The 20,100-nt window shown below is 62.5% G+C and carries 19 protein-coding genes and 1 tRNA gene; 13 read left to right on the top strand and 7 right to left on the bottom strand.

What is annotated here, in order from left to right; translation table 11 throughout:
• Nucleotides 1–56 precede the first annotated feature (56 nt).
• The 6 genes from JQ591_RS14115 (at nt 57) to JQ591_RS14090 (ending at nt 5,812) form a co-directional block, all read left to right on the top strand.
• Entirely contained in the window at nt 57–647 is a 591-nt protein-coding gene (locus JQ591_RS14115; RefSeq protein WP_211396610.1) for a glutathione S-transferase family protein, read from the top strand.
• A gap of 25 nt (nt 648–672) precedes the next feature.
• Nucleotides 673–1,137 carry a GNAT family N-acetyltransferase gene (locus tag JQ591_RS14110; protein WP_211396609.1) on the top strand — a complete coding sequence of 155 codons (465 nt, stop codon included), beginning with the start codon at nt 673–675 and terminating at the stop codon, nt 1,135–1,137.
• Between the two features lie 110 nt (nt 1,138–1,247).
• Nucleotides 1,248–1,502, top strand: coding sequence for a hypothetical protein (locus JQ591_RS14105; RefSeq protein ID WP_349630383.1), 255 nt, complete (start codon nt 1,248–1,250; stop codon nt 1,500–1,502).
• Between the two features lie 79 nt (nt 1,503–1,581).
• Nucleotides 1,582–2,754: a phosphoserine transaminase gene (locus JQ591_RS14100; RefSeq protein ID WP_211396608.1), complete on the top strand. Its 1,173-nt coding sequence runs from the start codon at nt 1,582–1,584 to the stop codon at nt 2,752–2,754.
• Nucleotides 2,755–2,873: 119 nt separating this feature from the next.
• Nucleotides 2,874–4,463 carry a phosphoglycerate dehydrogenase gene (gene serA, locus JQ591_RS14095; RefSeq protein WP_211396607.1) on the top strand — a complete coding sequence of 530 codons (1,590 nt, stop codon included), beginning with the start codon at nt 2,874–2,876 and terminating at the stop codon, nt 4,461–4,463.
• Nucleotides 4,464–4,639: 176 nt separating this feature from the next.
• A complete protein-coding gene (locus JQ591_RS14090) occupies nt 4,640–5,812 on the top strand; it encodes a thiolase family protein (protein WP_211396606.1) in 1,173 nt (390 codons plus the stop codon).
• 111 nt (nt 5,813–5,923) lie between these two features.
• On the opposite strand, the gene JQ591_RS14085 is transcribed toward JQ591_RS14090, so the two are convergent.
• Nucleotides 5,924–9,436, bottom strand: a complete 3,513-nt coding sequence (locus JQ591_RS14085) for a PAS domain-containing protein (RefSeq protein WP_211396605.1) — start codon at nt 9,434–9,436, stop codon at nt 5,924–5,926.
• A 614-nt stretch (nt 9,437–10,050) separates the two neighbouring features.
• On the opposite strand from JQ591_RS14085, the gene JQ591_RS14080 reads away from it, so the two are divergent.
• On the top strand, nt 10,051–10,482 hold the full coding sequence (locus JQ591_RS14080) for a phasin (RefSeq protein WP_211396604.1): 432 nt from the start codon (nt 10,051–10,053) through the stop codon (nt 10,480–10,482).
• A 191-nt stretch (nt 10,483–10,673) separates the two neighbouring features.
• A tRNA-His gene (locus tag JQ591_RS14075) sits at nt 10,674–10,750 on the top strand.
• A 204-nt stretch (nt 10,751–10,954) separates the two neighbouring features.
• Here JQ591_RS14075 and JQ591_RS14070 read toward each other — a convergent pair.
• Entirely contained in the window at nt 10,955–11,161 is a 207-nt protein-coding gene (locus JQ591_RS14070) for a hypothetical protein (RefSeq protein WP_211396603.1), read from the bottom strand.
• A gap of 212 nt (nt 11,162–11,373) precedes the next feature.
• Nucleotides 11,374–12,537, bottom strand: coding sequence for a Shedu immune nuclease family protein (locus tag JQ591_RS14065; protein WP_211396602.1), 1,164 nt, complete (start codon nt 12,535–12,537; stop codon nt 11,374–11,376).
• 514 nt (nt 12,538–13,051) lie between these two features.
• Here JQ591_RS14065 and JQ591_RS14060 point away from each other — a divergent pair.
• From JQ591_RS14060 to JQ591_RS14050, 3 genes are all read left to right on the top strand, one after another.
• Nucleotides 13,052–14,014 carry a DUF4238 domain-containing protein gene (locus JQ591_RS14060; protein WP_211396601.1) on the top strand — a complete coding sequence of 321 codons (963 nt, stop codon included), beginning with the start codon at nt 13,052–13,054 and terminating at the stop codon, nt 14,012–14,014.
• 205 nt (nt 14,015–14,219) lie between these two features.
• Nucleotides 14,220–14,894, top strand: coding sequence for a thiaminase II (tenA, locus tag JQ591_RS14055; protein WP_211396600.1), 675 nt, complete (start codon nt 14,220–14,222; stop codon nt 14,892–14,894).
• A 188-nt stretch (nt 14,895–15,082) separates the two neighbouring features.
• Nucleotides 15,083–15,253 carry a hypothetical protein gene (locus JQ591_RS14050; RefSeq protein ID WP_211396599.1) on the top strand — a complete coding sequence of 57 codons (171 nt, stop codon included), beginning with the start codon at nt 15,083–15,085 and terminating at the stop codon, nt 15,251–15,253.
• Between the two features lie 11 nt (nt 15,254–15,264).
• On the opposite strand, the gene JQ591_RS14045 is transcribed toward JQ591_RS14050, so the two are convergent.
• Nucleotides 15,265–16,209, bottom strand: a complete 945-nt coding sequence (locus JQ591_RS14045) for an AEC family transporter (protein WP_211396598.1) — start codon at nt 16,207–16,209, stop codon at nt 15,265–15,267.
• 343 nt (nt 16,210–16,552) lie between these two features.
• On the opposite strand from JQ591_RS14045, the gene JQ591_RS14040 reads away from it, so the two are divergent.
• Together JQ591_RS14040 and JQ591_RS14035 are read left to right on the top strand one after the other, a co-directional pair.
• A complete protein-coding gene (locus JQ591_RS14040; protein WP_211396597.1) occupies nt 16,553–16,915 on the top strand; it encodes a hypothetical protein in 363 nt (120 codons plus the stop codon).
• Nucleotides 16,916–17,379: 464 nt separating this feature from the next.
• A complete protein-coding gene (locus tag JQ591_RS14035; protein WP_007596685.1) occupies nt 17,380–18,057 on the top strand; it encodes a ParA family protein in 678 nt (225 codons plus the stop codon).
• A 76-nt stretch (nt 18,058–18,133) separates the two neighbouring features.
• Here the strand turns inward: JQ591_RS14035 and JQ591_RS14030 are convergent, their stop codons facing one another.
• From JQ591_RS14030 to JQ591_RS14020, 3 genes are all read right to left on the bottom strand, one after another.
• A complete protein-coding gene (locus tag JQ591_RS14030; RefSeq protein WP_211396596.1) occupies nt 18,134–18,313 on the bottom strand; it encodes a hypothetical protein in 180 nt (59 codons plus the stop codon).
• 99 nt (nt 18,314–18,412) lie between these two features.
• Nucleotides 18,413–18,676 (bottom strand): hypothetical protein, encoded by a 264-nt coding sequence (locus tag JQ591_RS14025; protein ID WP_211396910.1) that lies wholly within the window; start codon nt 18,674–18,676, stop codon nt 18,413–18,415.
• Between the two features lie 78 nt (nt 18,677–18,754).
• The gene (locus JQ591_RS14020; protein WP_211396595.1) at nt 18,755–19,663 is read right to left on the bottom strand and encodes a 4-hydroxy-tetrahydrodipicolinate synthase family protein; all 909 of its coding nucleotides are present in this window, start codon (nt 19,661–19,663) and stop codon (nt 18,755–18,757) included.
• Between the last annotated feature and the right edge of the window lie 437 nt (nt 19,664–20,100).

The raw sequence follows: 20,100 nt of genomic DNA, 5'->3' as shown, positions 1-20,100 counted from the left end.
CGATTGACAGGCCGCCTCCGTCCTGATGCTCTGTCGCTGAACGCGCGGGGGCAGCGATGCGGATCTACGGCGATACCAATTCCGGCAATTGTCTGAAGGTGAAGTGGGTCTGCGACAAGCTCGCGCTGCCTTACCAGTGGATCGAAATCGATACCCGCAAGGGCGAGACCCGCACGGCGCAATTCCTCGAGATGAACGGCGCAGGCCAGGTGCCCACCGTCGCCTTCGACGACGGTCGCACGCTGGCGCAGTCCAATGCCATCATCCGCTATCTCGCGCGCGACAGTGCGCTCATTCCGCGCGATGCATTCACTGCCGCCAAGATGGACGAATGGCTGTTCTGGGAACAGTACAGCCACGAACCCTATATCGCGGTGTGCCGCTTCCAGCTCGTCTATCTCGGCAAGGACGCCTCCGAGCTCGATCCTGAAAAGGTCAAGCGCGGCTATGCGGCTCTCGACCGCATGGAGCAGCATCTCGCCGGCAGCCGCTTCCTCGCCGGCGATGCGGTTTCGCTCGCTGAGGTGTCACTGCTCGCCTATACCCGCGTTGCGCATGAAGGCGGCTTCGATCTCGGCCGCTTTGCTGCCGTTCGCCGCTGGATCGCCGAGGCCGAGGCCTTTCTCGGCCTTTCCAAGGCGTGCTGATGCGCGCTGAGGCAGGAGTATCGCAATGAACGCCGAATCCGTCTCCATTCGTCCCGCGCGCCGCGAGGATGTTGCTGCGATCGTGGCGATGCTCGCCGACGATCGTCTCGGGAGCGCGCGCGAGCGCGTGGAAGATCCGTTGCCTGCGTCCTATTACGAGGCATTCTCGCGGGTCGAGCGCGATCAAAATCTCCAGCTCGTGGTCGCCGAGAGCGACGGCAGGGTGGTCGGCTGCCTGCAACTCGCGATCCTGCCGGGTCTCAGCTCGCAGGGCGGCATGCGCGGTCTGCTCGAAGACGTGCGCGTTGCTTCCGATTGCCGCAGCCGCGGCATCGGCGAGCAATTGGTGCAATGGGCGGTGACGGAAGCGAAAGCGCGCGGCTGCAATCTCGTCGAATTGCTGACGCATCAAACGCGAACAGATGCGCAGCGCTTCTACAAGCGACTCGGATTTGCAGCGAGTCACGTCGGCATGACTGTCCGCTTTTGAGGCAGCGCGCCGCGAGCGTTGCGCGATCAGCGAAATCGGATCGCGCGTACGTTCATATTAAGAGCTGATAAACTACCCATTCGACGTTCTCGTGGAACCAGGAACGAACGGTGCTACGCGAGCGTCTGAAACCGGGCTCGGTCGGTTCGGGGATTTCGATGACAAGCTATTCGATGATCAAGGTCGGCAACGACTACGTCGTGCAGGCTAATGACAAATGCATTTTGAAAGTCGGCAGCCGCCGCCGTGCCGCGCAATTGATCAGCGATGCCACGGGCTTGCTGAACGCGCTTGCCGTGGTCGAAGCCCCGGATATCGCGCCGGAGGCGCCATCACTCGCGCGTGAGGCCCCGGAACTTCCTTGACGACTCTTCCCGTTTCCCGTATCAGCCGCGGCGGGACACCTCCCCCCAACGGGAGGCTTACTATCTGGAAGGGTAGACTATGACTGTAGCGAAGCCCGCTTCGCGGCCGAACGTGCCGCATTTTTCCTCCGGCCCCTGCGCCAAGCGCCCCGGATGGAATGCCCAAAATCTCAAGGACGCAGCGCTCGGCCGTTCGCATCGCGCGAAGGTCGGCAAGACCAAGCTCAAGCTCGCGATCGATTTGACGCGCGAAGTGCTTGAAGTGCCCGCCGATTATCGCATCGCCATCGTGCCGGCCTCCGATACCGGCGCGGTCGAGATGGCGCTGTGGTCGCTGCTCGGGGCAAAGCCCGTCACCACGCTCGCCTGGGAATCCTTCGGCGAGGGTTGGGTCAGCGACATCGTCAAGGAATTGAAGCTCAAGGACGTCACCAAGCTCAACGCGGCTTACGGTGAAATCCCTGACCTCTCAAAGGTCGATCCGAAGTCCGACGTCGTCTTCACCTGGAACGGCACCACCTCGGGCGTGCGCGTGCCGAATGCCGACTGGATCAGCGCGACCCGCGAAGGTCTGACCATCTGCGACGCCACCTCGGCCGCGTTCGCGCAAGCCCTCGACTGGGCCAAGCTCGACGTCGTCACCTTCTCCTGGCAGAAGGCGCTCGGCGGCGAAGCCGCGCACGGCATGCTGATCCTGTCGCCCCGCGCGGTGGAGCGGCTCGAAACCTACAAGCCGGCCTGGCCGCTGCCGAAGATTTTCCGCATGACCAAGGGCGGCAAGATCAACGAAGGCATTTTCGTCGGCGAGACCATCAACACGCCGTCGATGCTCTGCGTCGAGGATTATCTCGACGCGCTGAACTGGGCCAAGTCGATCGGCGGCCTGAAGGCGCTGATCGCGCGCGCCGACGCCAACACCAAGGTGCTCGCCGACTGGAAGGCGAAGACGCCCTGGATCGACTTCCTCGCCAAGGACGCCGCGATCCGCTCCAACACGTCGGTGTGCCTGAAGTTCACCGATCCCGCGCTCACCTCGCTCTCCGAGGACGCGCAGGCCGACTTCTCTAAGAAGCTGGTGGCGCTGGTCGAGAAGGAAGGCGCGGGCTACGACTTCGCGTATTACCGCGATGCGCCGGCCGGCCTGCGCATCTGGTGCGGTGCGACCGTCGAGGCCAAGGACGTCGAGCTGCTGACGCAGTGGATCGACTGGGCTTTTGCCGAGACCAAGGCGCAACTCGCCAAGGCGGCCTAGTTCTTTTTCCTGACCTCTCCCCGTTCTGACGGGGAGAGGGAGAAGACATCGCTCCGCGACATCAACCTATTCCGGTCGAACGCCGCCCTCTTTCGCAGGGCAGGTAGAGGATTAGTCCCATGACCAAGCCCAAAGTTCTCATTTCCGACGCGCTCTCTCCCGCCGCCGTGCAGATCTTCAAAGACCGCGGCGTCGAGGTCGACTTCCAGCCCAACCTCGGCAAGGACAAGGACAAGCTCGCCGAGATCATCGGCAATTACGATGGCCTTGCGATCCGCTCGGCGACCAAGGCGACAGCGAAGATTCTCGAGAAGGCGACCAAGCTCAAGGTGATCGGCCGCGCCGGCATCGGCGTCGACAACGTCGAGATTCCCGCCGCCACGGCCAAGGGCATCATCGTGATGAACACGCCGTTCGGCAATTCGATCACGACCGCCGAGCACGCCATCACCCTGATGCTGGCGCTGGCGCGCGAGATTCCGCAGGCGGACGCCTCGACCCAGGCCGGCAAGTGGGAGAAGAACCGCTTCATGGGCGTCGAGATCACCGGCAAGGTGCTCGGCGTCGTCGGCTGCGGCAACATCGGCTCGATCGTCGCTGACCGCGCGCTCGGCCTGCGCATGAAGGTGATCGCGTTCGATCCGTTCCTGTCGCCGGAGCGCGCCAGGGACATCGGCGTCGAGAAGGTCGATCTCGACGATCTCTTGAAGCGCGCCGACTTCATCACCCTGCACACCCCGCTCACCGAGAAGACCAAGAACATCATCGACGCGGCCGCGATCGCCAAGATGAAGAAGGGCGTGCGCCTGATCAACTGCGCCCGCGGCGGCCTCGTCGACGAGCAGGCCGTGGTCGATGCTTTGAATTCCAAGCACGTCGCGGGCGCCGCGTTCGACGTCTTCGTCGAGGAGCCCGCCACCGCGAACGTGCTGTTCGGTCATCCCAACGTGATCTGCACGCCGCATCTGGGCGCCTCCACCACCGAAGCGCAGGAGAACGTCGCGCTTCAGGTCGCCGAGCAGATGTCGGATTACCTGCTCACCGGGGCGATCTCGAATGCCGTCAACTTCCCCTCGATCACGGCGGAAGAGGCGCCGAAGCTGAAGCCGTTCATCACGCTCGCCGAAAAGCTCGGCTCGTTTGCCGGCCAGCTCACCGAAAGCGGCATCCTCAAGGTCGAGATCACCTATGAAGGCCACGTCGCCGAGATGAAGATCAAGGCGATCACCTCCGCCGTGCTGTCGGGCCTGCTGCGGCCGATGCTGGGCGAGGTCAACGTCGTCTCCGCGCCCGTCGTCGCCAAGGAGCGCGGCATGGTGGTGGACGAGATCGTCCGTGCCGCCCAGAGCGACTATGAAAGCCTGATCACCGTCACCGTCACCACCGAGCGGCAGGAGCGGTCGGTCTCGGGCACCGTCTATGCCGACGGCAAGCCGCGCCTCGTCGACATCAAGGGCATCCGCGTCGACGCCGAGTTCGGCAAGTCGATGATCTACGTGACCAACGAGGACAAGCCGGGCTTCATCGGCAAGTTCGCGAGCCTGCTCGGCGATGCCAAGATCAACATCGCGACCTTCCATCTCGGCCGCGTCGCGCCGGGCTCCGATGCCATCGCGCTGATCGAGGTCGACGGCGCGGTGCCGGCCGATCTGCTCGCCAAGGTGCAGGCGCTGCCGCAGGTCAAGCAGGTCAAGGCGCTGACGTTCTGATACGCCGACATATTCCGACCCGCGGAACAACGCCGCCCTCTCGCGAGGGCGGCGTTTTTGTTTGCTCCTCGCGCGGCGCCATATTTTCCCCGCGGCCCGCAAACTTTGTGTACCAATGGCGCCGAGAAGACCTCGACCGACGCTCCGGTCAAAATCGTTCGAAAAGGGAGAAGACAATGCGTGAAGCCGTCATCGTTTCCTATGCGCGCACGGGCCTCGCAAAATCCGGCCGCGGCGGGTTCAACATCACGCCGCCGATGTCGCTGGCCGCGCACGCCATCCACCACGCGGTCGACCGCGCCGGCGTCGAGAAGGACTATGTCGAGGATTGCTATCTCGGCAATTGCGCCCATGGCGCGCCGAACATCGGCCGCCAGGCCGCGCTGCTCGCGGGCCTGCCGACGACCACCGCCGGCGTCTCGGTGAACCGCTTCTGCTCGTCGGGACTCCAGACCATCGCGATGGCCGCCAATTCGATCCGCTCCGACGGCGCTGATTGCATCGTCGCCGGAGGCGTCGAGAGCATCTCGATTCCGGGCGGCGGCACGCCGAAGGAATCGATCGATCCGGAATTGCTCAAGGTTGCCCCCGATATCTTCATGGCGATGATCGACACCGCCGACATCGTCGCCGAGCGCTACAAGCTCAGCCGCGAATACCAGGACGAGTTCTCGCTGGAATCGCAGCGTCGCATGGCGGCGTCCCAGCAGGCGGGCAAGTACAAGGACGAGATCGTCCCGATGAAGACGAAGATGAAGGTCGTCGACAAGCAGACCAAGGCGGAATCGATCGTCGATTACGTCGTCGATCGCGACGAATGCAATCGCCCCGAGACCACGCTGGAAGGTCTCGCCAAGCTCGAGCCGGTGAAGGGCCCCGGCAAGTTCGTCACCGCCGGCAATGCCAGCCAGCTCTCCGACGGCGCCGCCGCCGTCGTGCTGATGGAGGCCAAGGACGCCGAGAAGCGCGGCCTGAAGCCGCTCGGCCGCTTCGTCGCCTGGGCGACCGCGGGCTGCGAGCCCGACGAGATGGGCATCGGTCCGGTGTTCGCGATCCCGAAGCTGCTCAAGCGCACCGGCCTGAAGATCGACGACATCGATCTCTGGGAGCTCAACGAGGCGTTCGCCAGCCAGTGCCTCTACTCGCGCGACAAGCTCGGCATCGATCCCGCCAAGTACAACGTCAACGGCGGCTCGATCGCGATCGGCCATCCCTTCGGCATGACCGGGGCGCGCCTCACCGGCCACCTCCTCCAGGAAGGCGCTCGCCGCAAGGCCAAGTGGGGCGTCGTGACGATGTGCATCGGCGGCGGGCAGGGCGGCGCGGGCCTGTTCGAGATCTACAGCTGATCAAGGCGCATGAATGCGTGAGGGCACGGCGCAAGCCGTGCCCTTTTTGTTTGGGTGGTTTGTAGTGTGCGAACTCTCTTTACGCGGGTCGTCCCGGCGATGGGGTGAGCCCTACGCGCCCGCCAGCGCCGGTGTGAACACCACTTCGATCAGCGTGCCGGAATGGCCTGCGCTCTTGATGTTGAACCGGGCCCGGTTGGCTTCGACCAGGGCCTTGGTCAGCGACAGGCTCAGCGCCGAATTATCCTCGGCATCGCCGGGCGGCGGGGTGCGGAACGGCTCCATCGCGGCGGCGACTTCGCGCTCGGTGAGGCCATGGCCGGTGTCGCGGATCCGAAGTGCGACCTCGCCGCGGTCGGAGAGCGCGGTCGAGACGATGACCTGGCCGCCGGCGCTGGCAAGCCGGATCGAGTTGGAAATCAAATTCATGGTGATCTGCCGCATCGCGCGCGCATCCACGTTCACCTGCGGCAGCGCATGGCCGAGCGAGGTGCGGATGATGATGCGCTCGCGATTGGCCTGCGGCTGCATCACGACCACGCAGGCCTCGACCAGATCGTTGAGGCTGAGGTTGGCGAAGTTGAGGTCGAGCTTGCCGGTCTCGATCCGCGACAGCTCGAGCAGATCGTCGATGATGGCGATGACGCGCTCGCCGGACGCGCGGATGTCCTTCATGTACTCGCCGTAGCGCTCGTTGCCGAGCGTGCCGAAGCGCTCCGAGATCATCACCTCTGAAAAGCCGATGATGGCGTTGAGCGGCGTGCGGATCTCGTGGCTGATCCGCGCCAGCATGTCGGCCTTGGCATTCGCCGCGCCGTCGACGAGGCGGCGGGCCTGCGTTAGCTCGCTCTCGCCCTGCTTGCTCTGCGACAGGTCGCGGAACACGGCGAAGAAGTTCGGGCCGTCGGGCCTGGTGCGGCCCATGATCATCGCGAGCGGAATGACGCCGCCCTTCTTCTCGCGCCCCAGCACCTCGCGGCCGTGGTCGAGCAGGCTCGCGATGTCCTGGCTCTTGAGGTTTTCCAGATAGTCGATGACGACATGCTGGCTCTCCGGCGCGAACAGCGTCACCAGATTCTGCTGCATCAGCGTCTCGCCGTCATAGCCGAACAGCGCTTCGGCGCTGCGGTTGCAGGCGTGGATGTTGCCTTCGGCGTCGAACATGACGATGCCCTCGGCCGTGGTGTCGAGGATCGCGGCGAGATCTTCCGCGTCGGCCTCGCCGACCTCGGGCTCGGGCGCGAAGAAGGCCTCCGGGGCAATGGTCTCGGCGACGATGGTCTCGGCGACGACGGGCGCTGCCACGACAGGTGCAGGATGGGGCAGCGCGCAGATCAGCGCATGCGCGCTCTCGCCGTCCCAGTCGATCGTGTGCAGATGCGCCTCGGTGGTCGGCAGCGGCTCTTCGCCATTGGCGAGCGTCGCGCTGATCGTGACCGGCGTGCCGCCTTGCGACGTGCTGCTGGCCGCGGACACGCCCGGCTCGACATAGAGCGCATCTAACCCGCCGGCGTTCTCCAGGGCGCTCAGGCCGGCATAGCCCATGCGCGCGAGGAAGGCGGGGTTGGCGTAGAGCAGGCGGTCGAGCCGATAGATCAGGATGCCCGTCGGCAGCAGGTCGAGCAGCGCGCGGTCGCGCGCGCTGTGGCCGTGCGCGGGCGGCGCGGGCTCGGTCAGCCACTCGGCCGGCGCGTGCGGGGCTTCCGGCTCCTGCATCGACGGTTCGGGCGTGATCTCCGCTGCGAGCGGCTCGGACGATGCCGAGATCGTGTCCCTGTCGCGTTCGAGGCGCTCGGACAATTGCCGGGCCAGCTCGTTGAACGCGCTGTTCTCGACTGGCGTCAGCGTCGGCGATCTGGTGTCGCCGGGTGCTCGGAACGGCAGGACGTTGGGAGGCGTTTCCACTGATGTTTCCGGATCGGCTGGGGGTGAATTCGCTTCGGTTGTGGGTTCGGGCAGTTCAGCTTCAGGCTCAGGTGCAGGCGGCTCGATCGGCGGAGGCGGCGCCTCTAGCTGAGGCTCCGGTTCAGGCTCGGGCTCGGGCTCGACCGCATCGACGGACAGGCTTTGCGGCGCCGGCGGTTCGACCAGCAACTCAAAACGCCTGAGCGCATCGAGCCGGTTGAGGCCGTCGAGATCGCGGCAGACCCCAAAGCCCTTGAAGCCCGCGAAATTGCGCGCGCCGTCATAAACGGGAAGCCCCGCAAGCTCGACCGGCAGATGCTCGCCGCCGTCGGCCGGCCAGTTCACGGTGATCCCGGCCCAGGTGTCCTGGCTGGCAAGCGCCTGCGCCACGCGGCTTTCAGGGTCGAGCGAGAACTCCTCGGCGATCTCGCGCCATGGGCGGTCGAAACCGGCGGCGGTGCGCGGACCGATCAGGCGGATGAACTCGCTGGATGCGAGCACAAAGCGGCCCTCTGCATCCATCTGCCAGAGGAAGCGCAGCGGATGCTGACGCGGTGCGGGCGGCTCTACTTGTCCCGTCTCTTGGCCCGACGGCGGCTCGACCATGCCGATAATGATCGGCGCGGCCTGCGGCGACACAATGGCTTCGGGCAGGTTTTCAACCGGAGTCTTGTTTTCAGCAGAAGGCTTGTTTTCAGCAGGAGTCTTCGGCGCGACGTCGGCGGGCGCGGCTTCGACCGCGTCCTCGATTGCTTCCTGAACTGTTTCCTGGACTGCTTGCTGGATCGTCACGATCTCTGTCGCCGGCTCGCTCGCAGGCGCGATCGTCCCGGTTGCTTCCGGCGCTTCGACCGGCTCGGCAAAGGCGTCGAACAGCGCGATTCCGGATGGCGCCTCGTTCGACAGAACGGGTTGCGCATCCTCCGGCGCGGCGGCTGGAGCAGCGGGCGGCGCGGGCTCGGGTTGAACGATGTCTTCGCGCGCGACGTCGTTACGCGCGACGTCTTCACGCGGGACGTCTTGGGCGGCCTCGGGTTCGAAATCATCAGTCGCAGGCGCCGCCTGCCGCACGGCAGGCTCGATCAGCGCGACCAGGCCGATATCGGCCCCTGCGCCAACCCGCTGCAGCACCATCTGGCCGATGCCGATCGGCGTCTCGGCGCGGCCCTGGCGAAGCGCGTCGTTGCGCGCCTGTTCGAGGCCGGCTTCGCCGAGATCGCGGAAGCCGAGCAGGGTGCGGGCCGTTTCGCTGGCGCCGACGAACAGGCCGTCGGGTGCGAACGCCGCCATCGGCACCTTGGCGCCATCGACCAGACGAAGCAGGCGTTCGACCAGCGGCATGGTCCGCAGCATCGGGTCCATCGCGGTGACGAGGACAGCATGGTTGCCGTCGGCGAAGTCGAGCCGGGCACAGGCGCAGGTCATCAGCGTGCCGAGCCGGGCGCCGAAGCCGCGCAGCCGTTCGAGCCGGATGGTGCCGTTCGCGGGCAGCCGGTGGGCGAGCCGGGCGACCTGGCGGCGGTGGCTGTCAGCGGGCCCGAACGTCCTGTCCGCGAGCGCTGCGGCATGCGCCGCGCCAAACAGTTTTGCGCCGACCGGGTTGGCCCAGAGCACGCGCGTGCCGTCGATCGACCAGAGCCAGGCGGGCAGCGGGGAGGTCGCGTGCACGGCCAGCCGGGGATCGCCCACGCCTCGCAACTGGAAATCCGAACTCGTCATCCGACCGGCTTCAAATCTCGCTGTCACATGAGGCTGCCGGAATGGCAGCCTTAAGAAAGGGTTAGTATCGCCCGCAGGCGCGGGCAGGTCCACGGCCCCAGCCTACGGGGCAAGGCCTAAAGCCGCGATAACCTTAATGTGGCCGCGCCCGCAAGCCGCAGCGGCGCTGCATCCGCAGGATTCGCGCGTGGCGGATCGTGCCTCGCACCGAACCGTGCTCGCGCCCCAACCAAGGTGCGTTCCCTCCCCCCTTGCGGGGGAGGGTTAGGGAGAGGGGTTGCCCAGCAAAAGGTCTCGGTCGGTTCGTGACGACGCACCGAGGGCGCGACGGACAGAATCCCCGTGTGGAGAGTGCGGCCTGCCACCCCATACCTCAACCACCGGTTCCCCCGCCCGGGAACCTCATCCTCTCCGAGATTAAATTTTGCATTGCACCCCCGGATCACATTGCGCCGCACAATGTTGACATGATACGCAGCCATACTACCGGGCGTTGGGCGAGCCATTTTGTTTCGCGTATCCGGTCTTCGTACCCGCTGAATGCAGGCCCAGATTGGGGCCCGGCGGGCGCGCCAGAAGGCTCACCCCATTTTCCATTACCGTGAGGGACAACCATGACAGGTTCGACTGATCCATTCTCTGCCTCCGTCATTCCGTTCGAAGTTCCGGAGCAGATGCGTGCGTTCGCCGAAAAGGGCGTTTCGCAGGCACGCGAGGGCTACGCCAAGTTCAAGGACGCGGCCGAAACCCATAACGGCACCATCGAGGCCGTGTTCACCTCCGCCCACAAGGGCGTGAGCGAATACACCGCCAAGCTGATGGAGTTCGCGAAGGCCAACACCAAGGCCCATCTCGACTTCACCCAGGAGCTGTTCAGCGTGAAGTCGCCGCAGGACGGGTTCGCGCTGTGGACCAACCATTCCAAGACGCAGCTCGAGACCTTCCAGGCCCAGGCCAAGGAGCTCGCCGAGATCGCCCAGCGCGCGGCCACTGCTGCCGCCGAGCCGATCAAGGCCTCTGCCGCGAAGCTCTACCCCGCCGCCTGAGCGGATTGGGTCGTTTAAATTTAGAAACCCGGGCCTAGAGCCCGGGTTTTGCTTTGGAAATAACGTTGTTTGAGGCGCGATTATCGGGTCTTGCGGCCTTGCCAAAAACGGCCGTTGCACCTAGTTTCCGCCCCGTCCAGCCCCCCTCGGTCAGCCCGTTCAGGGCGCCCAGAGGCGCGGCTCGCAAGGATGCAGTTGTAGCTCAGTTGGTTAGAGCGCCTGTCTGTGGAACAGGAGGTCGGTGGTTCGAGCCCACCCAACTGTACCAATCAAATCAACTATTTAGCATCGCTCGCGGTTTGTTCGATCCGTTTAGGTAGCGGGGAGCTATAAGCTCGCGGCTATCGCATTCGGAAGATCGTCGAAAAATCCCTCACAACATTCAAAGCGTCCGGGTCGTCTATCAAAAGTTTTCGCACGGCGCTTTCATAAAGAGTGCGACTTTGGAAGCACAGCGCTTTTGCAACGCTGCTTAGGGCTCCGGTGTGACGAAGAGGATAGGCGAGATGTCCAATATCTCCCTTTTCATCATTCCCTTTTCTGCGGATTGTGGCTTCTCCAGGTATGGCTTGGGTCTCTTCGTCTTGTGCGGGATTTCTTCGGAGGCGAGCCGTTCTCGCCGCCGCCTGCGCTTGAAGCCCGGACCCGCGGATGAGTAGTCGTTGTTCTGATCAAGCATTGGGATTTCCCTCGGTCTGATTATCGAGGGGGGAGTATCGTAGCACTTGCTGTCTCGATGTCACGCCATGGGAGACTTAAATTCGTCCTGTCTGTCCCACGTGCTAGGATGGGGTAGGGGCTCGATTAGAGCGTCTGTACGCCCGTTTCCGATGTCGGACGTGTAGGGACAGGACATCAAGTCCAGCGCGCTCTGTGCCGGCGCGGGGCGTGCTACTGACTCCGGGTAATGAAGCGTGCGCGTTCGAGTAGTTCATCAAACGTAACAATGTCGATGCTGCGGCTTTCGCGGCGAAAGAGCTCGAAGGTGTCGCGCATTATGTTGGCTTCCCTTGGCCCGGCTGTTTTCGAGAACTCATCCCTCGATCCAATGACTAAGATGGTTTTGGCGTTTCGGGTGCGCGCAGTCAGATGCTCGGTGCCGGACCTGTTGTAGTGCTCCCCCGTTTGCGCGAAAGAAAGCCATTCAGCCTTCTGCTCGATAATTTGCGAGACGGCGCTCATGAAATCTCTACTGAACTCCCAGGTGCCCGCACGTCCACGGCGGCCTGCTGCGAAAATTGGTGTACTCGGAGTTTTGATCTCAACGAGGACTGTGTAATCGGTGAAGCTCATCAGGAAATCGATGACTGGCTTGTTCCTGTTGTCCGATCCTCCAGCTCCAACAGTCATCTCTCGGTCAAACTGCCGCATCATCCTATAGTCGAGACCATAACCAAATACCCACTGCTCGCGATCAAAAAAGTCCTGCCATTGTACCTCGCTCCAATCCAAGAGCTGCATATGCTCTTCGTACTCCTTAATTCCCTGCTTGCGACCGAGAAGGATATTGATTTCCTCCGGTGTCAGCGACTGTTGGAGCGTTTGAAGGAGGCTGTTTCGCTGCGCCTCAGTCATTGTCTTAATTCGGCTGACGATCTCGCGATCTGAGGCATCGATGATGGCTTTCGGGCCTGCTTTAGTTGAAATATCTTCGATCTGAAAATTTTCGCTGTTTGAGAGGTCGATAAACTCAATTTTATGAAGAAAGCTCAGGAGCCGGTTGAATTCGTCTGTGCGGAAGCTGAATTCCTCCTTTTCAACAGCTTCGATCCAATCGCCAGCGCGTGTTTTGAAGGTTTGCAGGGTCAATCGTTTTATTTCCTTATCATCTTGGGTGACGAGGGCGGAAACCTGGGTCTTTCGGACAGCGCCGGTCAAGCGAAGGCACATCACGCCGTCTATCTCGCCGAGATGCACCCGGTCGTTTCCTTCGATGACCATCCTAACTTGGCGAACGCGCTCTGTATTCCAAGCGTTGAAACGGAAAACCTTTGTAATGTACGTCTTGGCTTGCTTCCGAAGCTTAAAGAAGTTGTAGTCGTCTTGGCCGTTCATATTCCGCCCCCTTTGCACACGCGACCGGTGCTCAACACGGCCAAGCTAGCGATGGTCGGTTTCGTTTAACCTTGGAGCTGATCGCGAAGCCGTATTCTTTTGCGAGCCCGACCCGACCTGAACGGGGCGGCTTGTGATAATATACACAATTTCCCCCATTCCTTCTCCCGCTCATGTCCCTTGTTCGCGGGAGACTTTCGGACAGAGGTCGAGATCGTAGGCAATATCGAGACGGCAGATAACCGCTCGGAAGCGCGGTGAAAGTGTCGAAACTCCACATGAACCATAGCTGGTCAGTCGCAAGGGGCTGTGGAGGAAGCACTCGTTGCAGAGCGGCTTCGCTACGTCGTCGAGAATATGACGACGATAACCACCATCGCGGTTTAACCAAAAGCGCCGCTCTCAACCCGAGCTTTTATTCGTTAAGCAAGCAGGTATGCTTAAATTATAGTCCGGTTGAGTCGCCTAATTGGTTTGAGGCCGCGCCCTCTGAAATTCTCTAATAAAACCTGCCATGCCTCTCGATCATTACGTTTCGCAGGTTCATCTGCGGCAGTTCTATTCGCCTGAACTGGACGGAAAGCAGATGTACGGCTTTCGCAAGCGCGATGGCCATGTTTTTCCATGCAGTTCAAAAGATGTCTGCCGCGTGCAAAACGGCAGCACGAACGAATATCTACTGAACGATCGAGCGATCGAAGGGTTCTTGAAAACAGTCGAACCCAACTACAATCCCGCAATCGCAGAATTGCGAACTGGAAAACCGAGTCGTGATACTGTCCACGTGGTTGCCGGCTTCGCCGCCTACGTAACGAGCTGCTCGCCGGCAGCCACGCGGCTACATTCGGGACCTTTGAGGAGCACGGTTGAAGCCACCGGCAAGATCCTCGACGCATCGGGAGAGATTCCGAGAGCGCCGGAAGCTCTCGGAGGCAAGAGCTATACCGAGTTGATCGAGAGTGGGGTCATCAAAACAACGATCGACGAGAAGTACCCTCAAGCCCTCGGCATCAATGGAATCATGGAGCGAGTGAACATCTGGGGGAATTCCGCCTGGGATATCGTTGTTAACGAATACGCCAAGGATAGCCCCTTCTTTACGAGCGATTTCGCAAGTGGAATTGAGACGTCTAACGATCCGAGAATCATCAACAGGCTGGTGCCGCTAGCTCCCGACATTGCTTTGCGTATTCGCCCCGATCTTCATGCGCGGGATCTAAATATGGACGCAACATTCAAGGCTTTTCGTTGTCGTCTGCTGACGCCTTCCCGGAACGAAGTCCGCGCTATAAATCAAGCCATTGCCAGGTGCGGAGAAGAACTCATCTTTTTTCGCGACCATCACGAATGGGTGGAACGCTTCCTAAATAAGCATCGGTCCTTTCGCGTTGAACCGGTAACCACCGAACTCAAGACGCCTACGGGATACGCCTTGATCTCAACCATTCGGGTCAAATCCACCAAAGACGGCGATTGAGCTCAAACTACGATGACAGTGCACTGAATTCTATCATGCAGAATTACGGTGACACTGCACAAAACTGTCGACGCGGGGAGTGCCCTGTCCGCAACGCTCATCAAAGCCAGTTTTGTCCACGGTCACCGTAGCTCCTCGGATCGCAATGCGCTATCGGTAGCGAGCCAAAGCCGTTCATGGACAAGCAAGCCGGGCGAAAAAGATCGTGAGTTTCTTCGAGCGTCTCAAGACAGCAGCATCCGTTGAGTGGCGGGCCTACACCGAGCATCCCTTCACGAACGGATTGGCAGACGGCTCGCTCCCCGAAGCGGCGTTTCGTCACTACCTCGTTCAGGACTACCTGTTCCTCATCGAGTTTGCGCGCGCGTACGCGCTCGCGGTCTACAAGTCGCCCCGACTTGCCGACATGCGTGAAGCCGCGGCCGGCCTTTCGGCCATCCTCGATGTCGAGATGAACCTGCATGTGAAGCTCTGTGCCGATTGGGGTCTGTCCCCGACCGACCTTGAACAGGCCCCTCCGGCGGCCGAGATGCTGGCCTATACACGCTACGTGCTCGACGCGGGAATGCGCGGCGACCTGCTGGCACTCAAGGTGGCGCTTGCCCCCTGCGTGATCGGGTACGCGGAGATCGCAACGCGGCTCGCCTCGCTCCCCCTCGCGGACGCTGCGACGAACGCCTATCGCGTCTGGATCGCCGAGTACGCCGGCGCGCCGTACCAGGAGGTCGCTGCCAGAGCGCGGGCGCACATGGAGCATCTCGCCGATCTCTACGCCACGCCGGCCCGCGAGGCAGAGCTGATTGCGATCTTCAAGGAAGCCACCCGACTCGAGGCGGACTTCTGGGAGATGGGCTGGCGCGCGGGCCGGCCTGTTCAATAGTCCTTTCGGCAGTCGTGACCTGAAGGCGATACAATGACCACGACAGTGCTTCTCGATCTGTCGGGCCGAGCTTCCGTCACGATTCCTGAAAGCCTGGCCGAAACCACGCCTGTCGGCCGTCCCCGCTAGACCGCATTCATCATTTCGCGTAGTCTTTTCGCACAGCAACATGTCAGCGGAGGTCCTCCGTGGAACATCGCGGCGTCAGATTCTCCATCGTCGAAATGCGCTATTTATCCGGTTGGCGGTGGACCGTGGGCAAGGGCCGAACCGTGTCGGTCGGTGTCTGCGCGACGAGGGCGGACGCGATCCGCCAGGCCCAGACTTTCATTGACGCGATCATGGACTGGGCTGCCTGAGCGGCGCGGAACTACCTCACCCCCGCCACGATCATCACCACCACCGGCAACGTCACCGCCGCCAGCAGCGTGCCCAGCGCCACCGCGCCCGACACCGGGTTCACCAGCCGCTGGTACTGAACCGCGAAGATGTACGCGTTGGCGCCGGTCGGCATTGCCGCGAACAGCACGACGACGCCGGACGCGAGCGGCGGCAGGTCGAGCAGCTTGGCCAGCACGAAGGCGGCCGCCGGCATCGCCAGCAGTTTGAGCGCGCTCATCACGACGACGCTCAACATCTCGCCCTTGACCTCGAACCGGAACAGATTGATGCCGAGCGCGATCAGCGCCGCCGGCGATCCCGCCTGCGCCAACAGCTCGACGGTCCTGTCGACGACGGGATGGAGGCCGAGGCCGGTGAAACGCCAGACCACGCCGAAGCCGATCCCCAGCATCAGCGGATTGCGCGCGAGATCCGCGAGCACGGGCCGGATCACCGACAGCGCCGAGCCGGTCTGCTTGCGGCTGACCCATTCCATTTGCAGGATGCCGCAGAGCCAGAGCAGCGGCGTGTTCACCGACAGGATCAGCGCCATCGGCCCGCCGGCCTCGTTGCCCAGCGCCGAGAGCGTCAAGGGAATGCCGAGCATCACGATGTTGCCGTAGACCGAGCCGATCGCGAACACGACGCCGTCCTCGCGGTCCTCGCGCCGCTTCCGCAGCAGCGCCGAGAGCGCCAGCGCCGCGATCCAGGTGAGCGCGAGCGCGCCGTAATAGGCGCCCCACATCCTGTAGGGGCTGACGCCGGAAAATTCCGACACGACGATGGTGCGGAACAGCAAAGCGGGGATGGCGATGCTGAAGGCGAATTCGGAGATGCCCTTGTGCGCGGTCTCGGAGACGAACCGGAACAGCACCGCGGCATAGCCCGCCGCGATCAGCGCAAACACCGGCGCGACGATCAACACTGTGGCCATGCGCCCCTCACCTCACGGGGAGACAGCCGACCACCCCACGCATCCTCGATCATGCCATCATGCCACTGTTTTGCCCGACGGGTCAAATCGATTTCGTAAAATCCGCAAATCGCGATCCGTAAACCGCAGTCGGTACTTGGACTTGGCTACTGTGCATGGGGTTGTTTTCGCGTTTTTTTTGCCGGGAGGGGTCCTGCTGCCGCCGGTCTGGCTGGCGCTGGGCTGGCCGGCCTGGCCGGCCTGTTGCCGAGAGCGCACAGCTCCAGGGTTTCGCATTCCCGCTCGTTGCCAACCAACCCCCGTTCACCCACTATTCCCTCCGACTCGACTTTTGGGGGGATCGATGCCGGCGTTCCGCTTTAAGACATCCATGAAGAACTACATGGCTGCTGCGATCACGGGGATCGCCCTGGCCGTCCTGATCCACCCAGGCGCAGGCTTTGCCTACTCCCAGGAGGAGCAGCAGGCCTGCACGCCGGATGCGATGCGGCTGTGCGGCGAGTTCGTTCCGAACGTCGACGCCATCACCGCCTGCATGATCCAGAAGAAGTCGCAGCTCTCGCCGCAGTGCCGGGTCTTCTTCCGGCCCGGACCGGAGCCGGGCATGGCGGCCGCCCCCCGCGCCGGCAAGCCGACCAGCATTGCGCCCAAAGCCTCGAAGAAGAGCACGAAGACGGCCAAGAAGAAGAAATCCAGCGAAGGCTGAACGCGGGCCCCGCGTTCCCTTTTCGAAACTCGATCATGCCCGGGCAACAGCGCGCAGTGCGTTTGAAGTCCCGGGCATTTGCGTTTCTGCGCCTCGTTTCGCTGGCCTCGAGTCAAAATGGCCGGCCCGTCAGCCACACACCAGCCACCGGACTCCTTTTGTTCGCCTCCGCGTGCGGACGCTTGCGACAATTACGAATACGCGCGATCGGAAAGGGGCGGATCATGGTTTGCGCGGCAAGGTTGCATTCCGCCTCGTCCCGCCGCACTGCTCAAAGAACGCACGATTGCTTGGGTGAGGGGCGTTTCATTGCAGTTTGTATCTCGTCGCACGAAGCAGTGTGACTCAAAAGCCAACACGCCTTGTTATTTCGTGACGGCAACGCAACTCCTGATAAATTTTTCTTTCCCGAATCAGCGAGGTGATTCATTTTCGCCGCCTGGGGTCAATCTGGAGGCAGAGGTATGAACGTTATTGTTTTTGCATCGCGTAAAGGTGGCTCGGGCAAGAGTACGCTGGCCGCGCATCTCGCCGCGCAGATCAAGGCAACCAAGCCGATCCTGCTCGTCGATGCGGATCCGCAGGGCTCGCTCACGCTGTGGCACAAGCTGCGTGGCACCAACGAGCCGCCGATCAAGTCCGCGGTGAACTCGGTCAGCGGCATCGTCTCCGCTGCCAAGCGCGACGGTTATGAATGGGTGTTGATCGACACGCCGCCGAACCTGTCGGCCGTCGTCGACGACGCCATCCGCAATGCCACCATGGTCGTGATTCCCGCCCGCCCCGGCGTGTTCGACGTCAACGCGGTGCAGGAAACGATCCAGATGTGCCGTGCGGCGCGCAAGCCCTACGCGGTCGTGCTCAACGGTGCGCCGGCGCGCCGCGACGAGTCCGAAAGCCCGATCGTCACGATTGCCCGCGAGGCGCTGGCGAAATTCCGTGCTCCGGTGTGGGGCGGCCAGATCACCAACCGTTCGGATTTGCTGATGGCGCTGAGCCACGGCGAGGGCGCGCGGGAATATCAGGCCGAGAGCCGTGCGGCTCAGGAAATCGCAAGGCTGTGGGCGGCGATCGAGCGTTCGGTGAAGGCCATTCGCGGCACGGCGTCCGCTTCCGGCGCAATGCACAAGCAGGCGGCGTAATCTTCATAAATCATTCCCCCCACGAAAAACGCGCGGATGTCCGCGCGTTTTGCGTTTCTGGAGATCGCTATGGAAGTTACGCCACCATCAGCATGTAGAACACGATCACCGGCGACAGAGTGAGGATCACCGACCAGATGCCGGCGGCCCAGAGAATGTCCTCGGTGGTGAAGCCCTGCTGTTCGGCGTCGTAATGCGACGCCACTTCGTTATGACTATTCACAAACGCCCCCGCGATTTCTTCGCTTATGGGCATGGACGATACGTGCGATGTTTTAAGATTCCAGGTCGCAATCTCGCGCGGATTCAAACACAAGTCTAACCCACGGATTAACCATCCGGACGTGCGCTTGCATCACGCCAGCCAGACCCGAAACACCAGGACCGGCATCAGGCCGAGCATCACCGCCCAGAAGCCGAACGACGAAACCACCAGAATTCCCCGCACGAAATCGGCGGACGCGAAGATGTCTGCCGCCGTCGGGTGGATGCGTTGCCCCATGATCATTCCCCCTTTTGAAGACTTTGAACGAAGACGATAGGCGCGATTGCGTAAACGAGCCGTGGATGCGCCATGCGGCAGCAGCGAAGGCCGTTGGTGCGCGGTTAACCACGGCACGTCGCTCTCTCACTCCCTCTCCCCGTTCTTACGGGGAGAGGGTGGGGTGAGGGGCTTCTCGGAGAGGCGAAAGAACAGCTACGCCGCGACTATCATCCGTCGCTCGATCTCGCGGTCGAACTGGGCGGCGAGTTCGCTGCCGACTTCGACCATCGGCAGGCGCACTTCGGGGCTGTCGATGAGGCCCGTGCGCCACAGCCAGTATTTTGCCGGCGCGGGACTGGGCTCGGTGAACAACAGGCGCGTCAGTTCCGCGACTTCATGCCAGCGCGCCAGCGCGACATCATGGTTGCCGTGCTTCAGTTCGGCATGGACAGCCGCAAACGTCGCGGTCTCGAGATGGGCTGACAGCACGATGCCGCCGTCGGCGCCGTCGCTGAGCGCCTCGAAATAATTCGCGTCCTCGCCGGTCAGCACGCGAAAATCCTTCGGACGGTCGCGCAGCAGGGCGATGGATTGCTCGCGGCTCGCGCCGCAATCCTTCAGGCCGATGATGTTCGGATGCTCGGCAAGCCGCAGCAGCGTCTGGTTGGTGATGTTGACCGAGGTGCGATAGGGGATGTTGTAGAGCGCGAGCGGCCAGGCGGCGTGATCGGCGAGCGCCTCGAAATGCGCCAAGAGCCCGCGCTGCGACGGCCGCAAATAATACGGGCTCGCGATCAGGTAGCCGTCGATCGGCCAGTCCGCGGTCTCGTCGAGACGCTCCTTCAGCCGCGAGGTGTCCGCGCCTGCCAGTCCGAGGCAGATCGGAAGCTTGCTGTTGCCGGTGGCCAGCTCGTCGCGCACGATGGCCACGAGGCGTTCGAGCTCGGCGTCGCGCAGCGTCATGCCTTCACCGGAGGTCGCCCCCAGGATGAAGCCGTCTACGGCCTGTCCGCTGTAATGCCGTGTCAGCCGTCGCAGCGACCTCTCGTCGAGAGCGCCGTCGCGAAACGGCGTCACCAGCGGCAGCCAGAGCCCGTGCAAATGTTCCTGTAGTCCGGTCATGCTTCCATCTCCTTCTCGGGAAAAATCCTGAGACGAGGGCACATGAAAAAACCCCGTCCAGGCGGCGGGGTTTTCGAAGTTTCGGCTCGCGATGACGAAGGCTGTGTTAGCGCGCGCAAAAATCCGAGGTCCCCAGATGGGGGCCTTTTTTCGAGGCGATCGCCTTCGACGAGATTGCGCACGACTTCGTGATCATCTGCAAATGATGAGGGGTATGCGTGGAACTGTCAATACACGCGGAACGCGAAGGCCGGATTGGCCAAAAAAAAGCCGGGCTCGATCGAGCCCGGCTTAAGGTATTGGCCACGTGAGGCCGACACAATCACCTTCCAAGAGGGATTACTGAACTCCCGCGCCACTGGAGGAGGGGGACAAATGCGCAACGCGAAGGCTCAGCGTGCAAACAGTATGGGCTAGCCTCGCGCCATGCATCAACC

This window comes from Bradyrhizobium canariense (assembly GCF_018130465.1).
Classification (GTDB): Bacteria; Pseudomonadota; Alphaproteobacteria; order Rhizobiales; family Xanthobacteraceae; genus Bradyrhizobium; species Bradyrhizobium canariense_C.
This window is presented reverse-complemented; position numbering and strand designations above follow the sequence as displayed.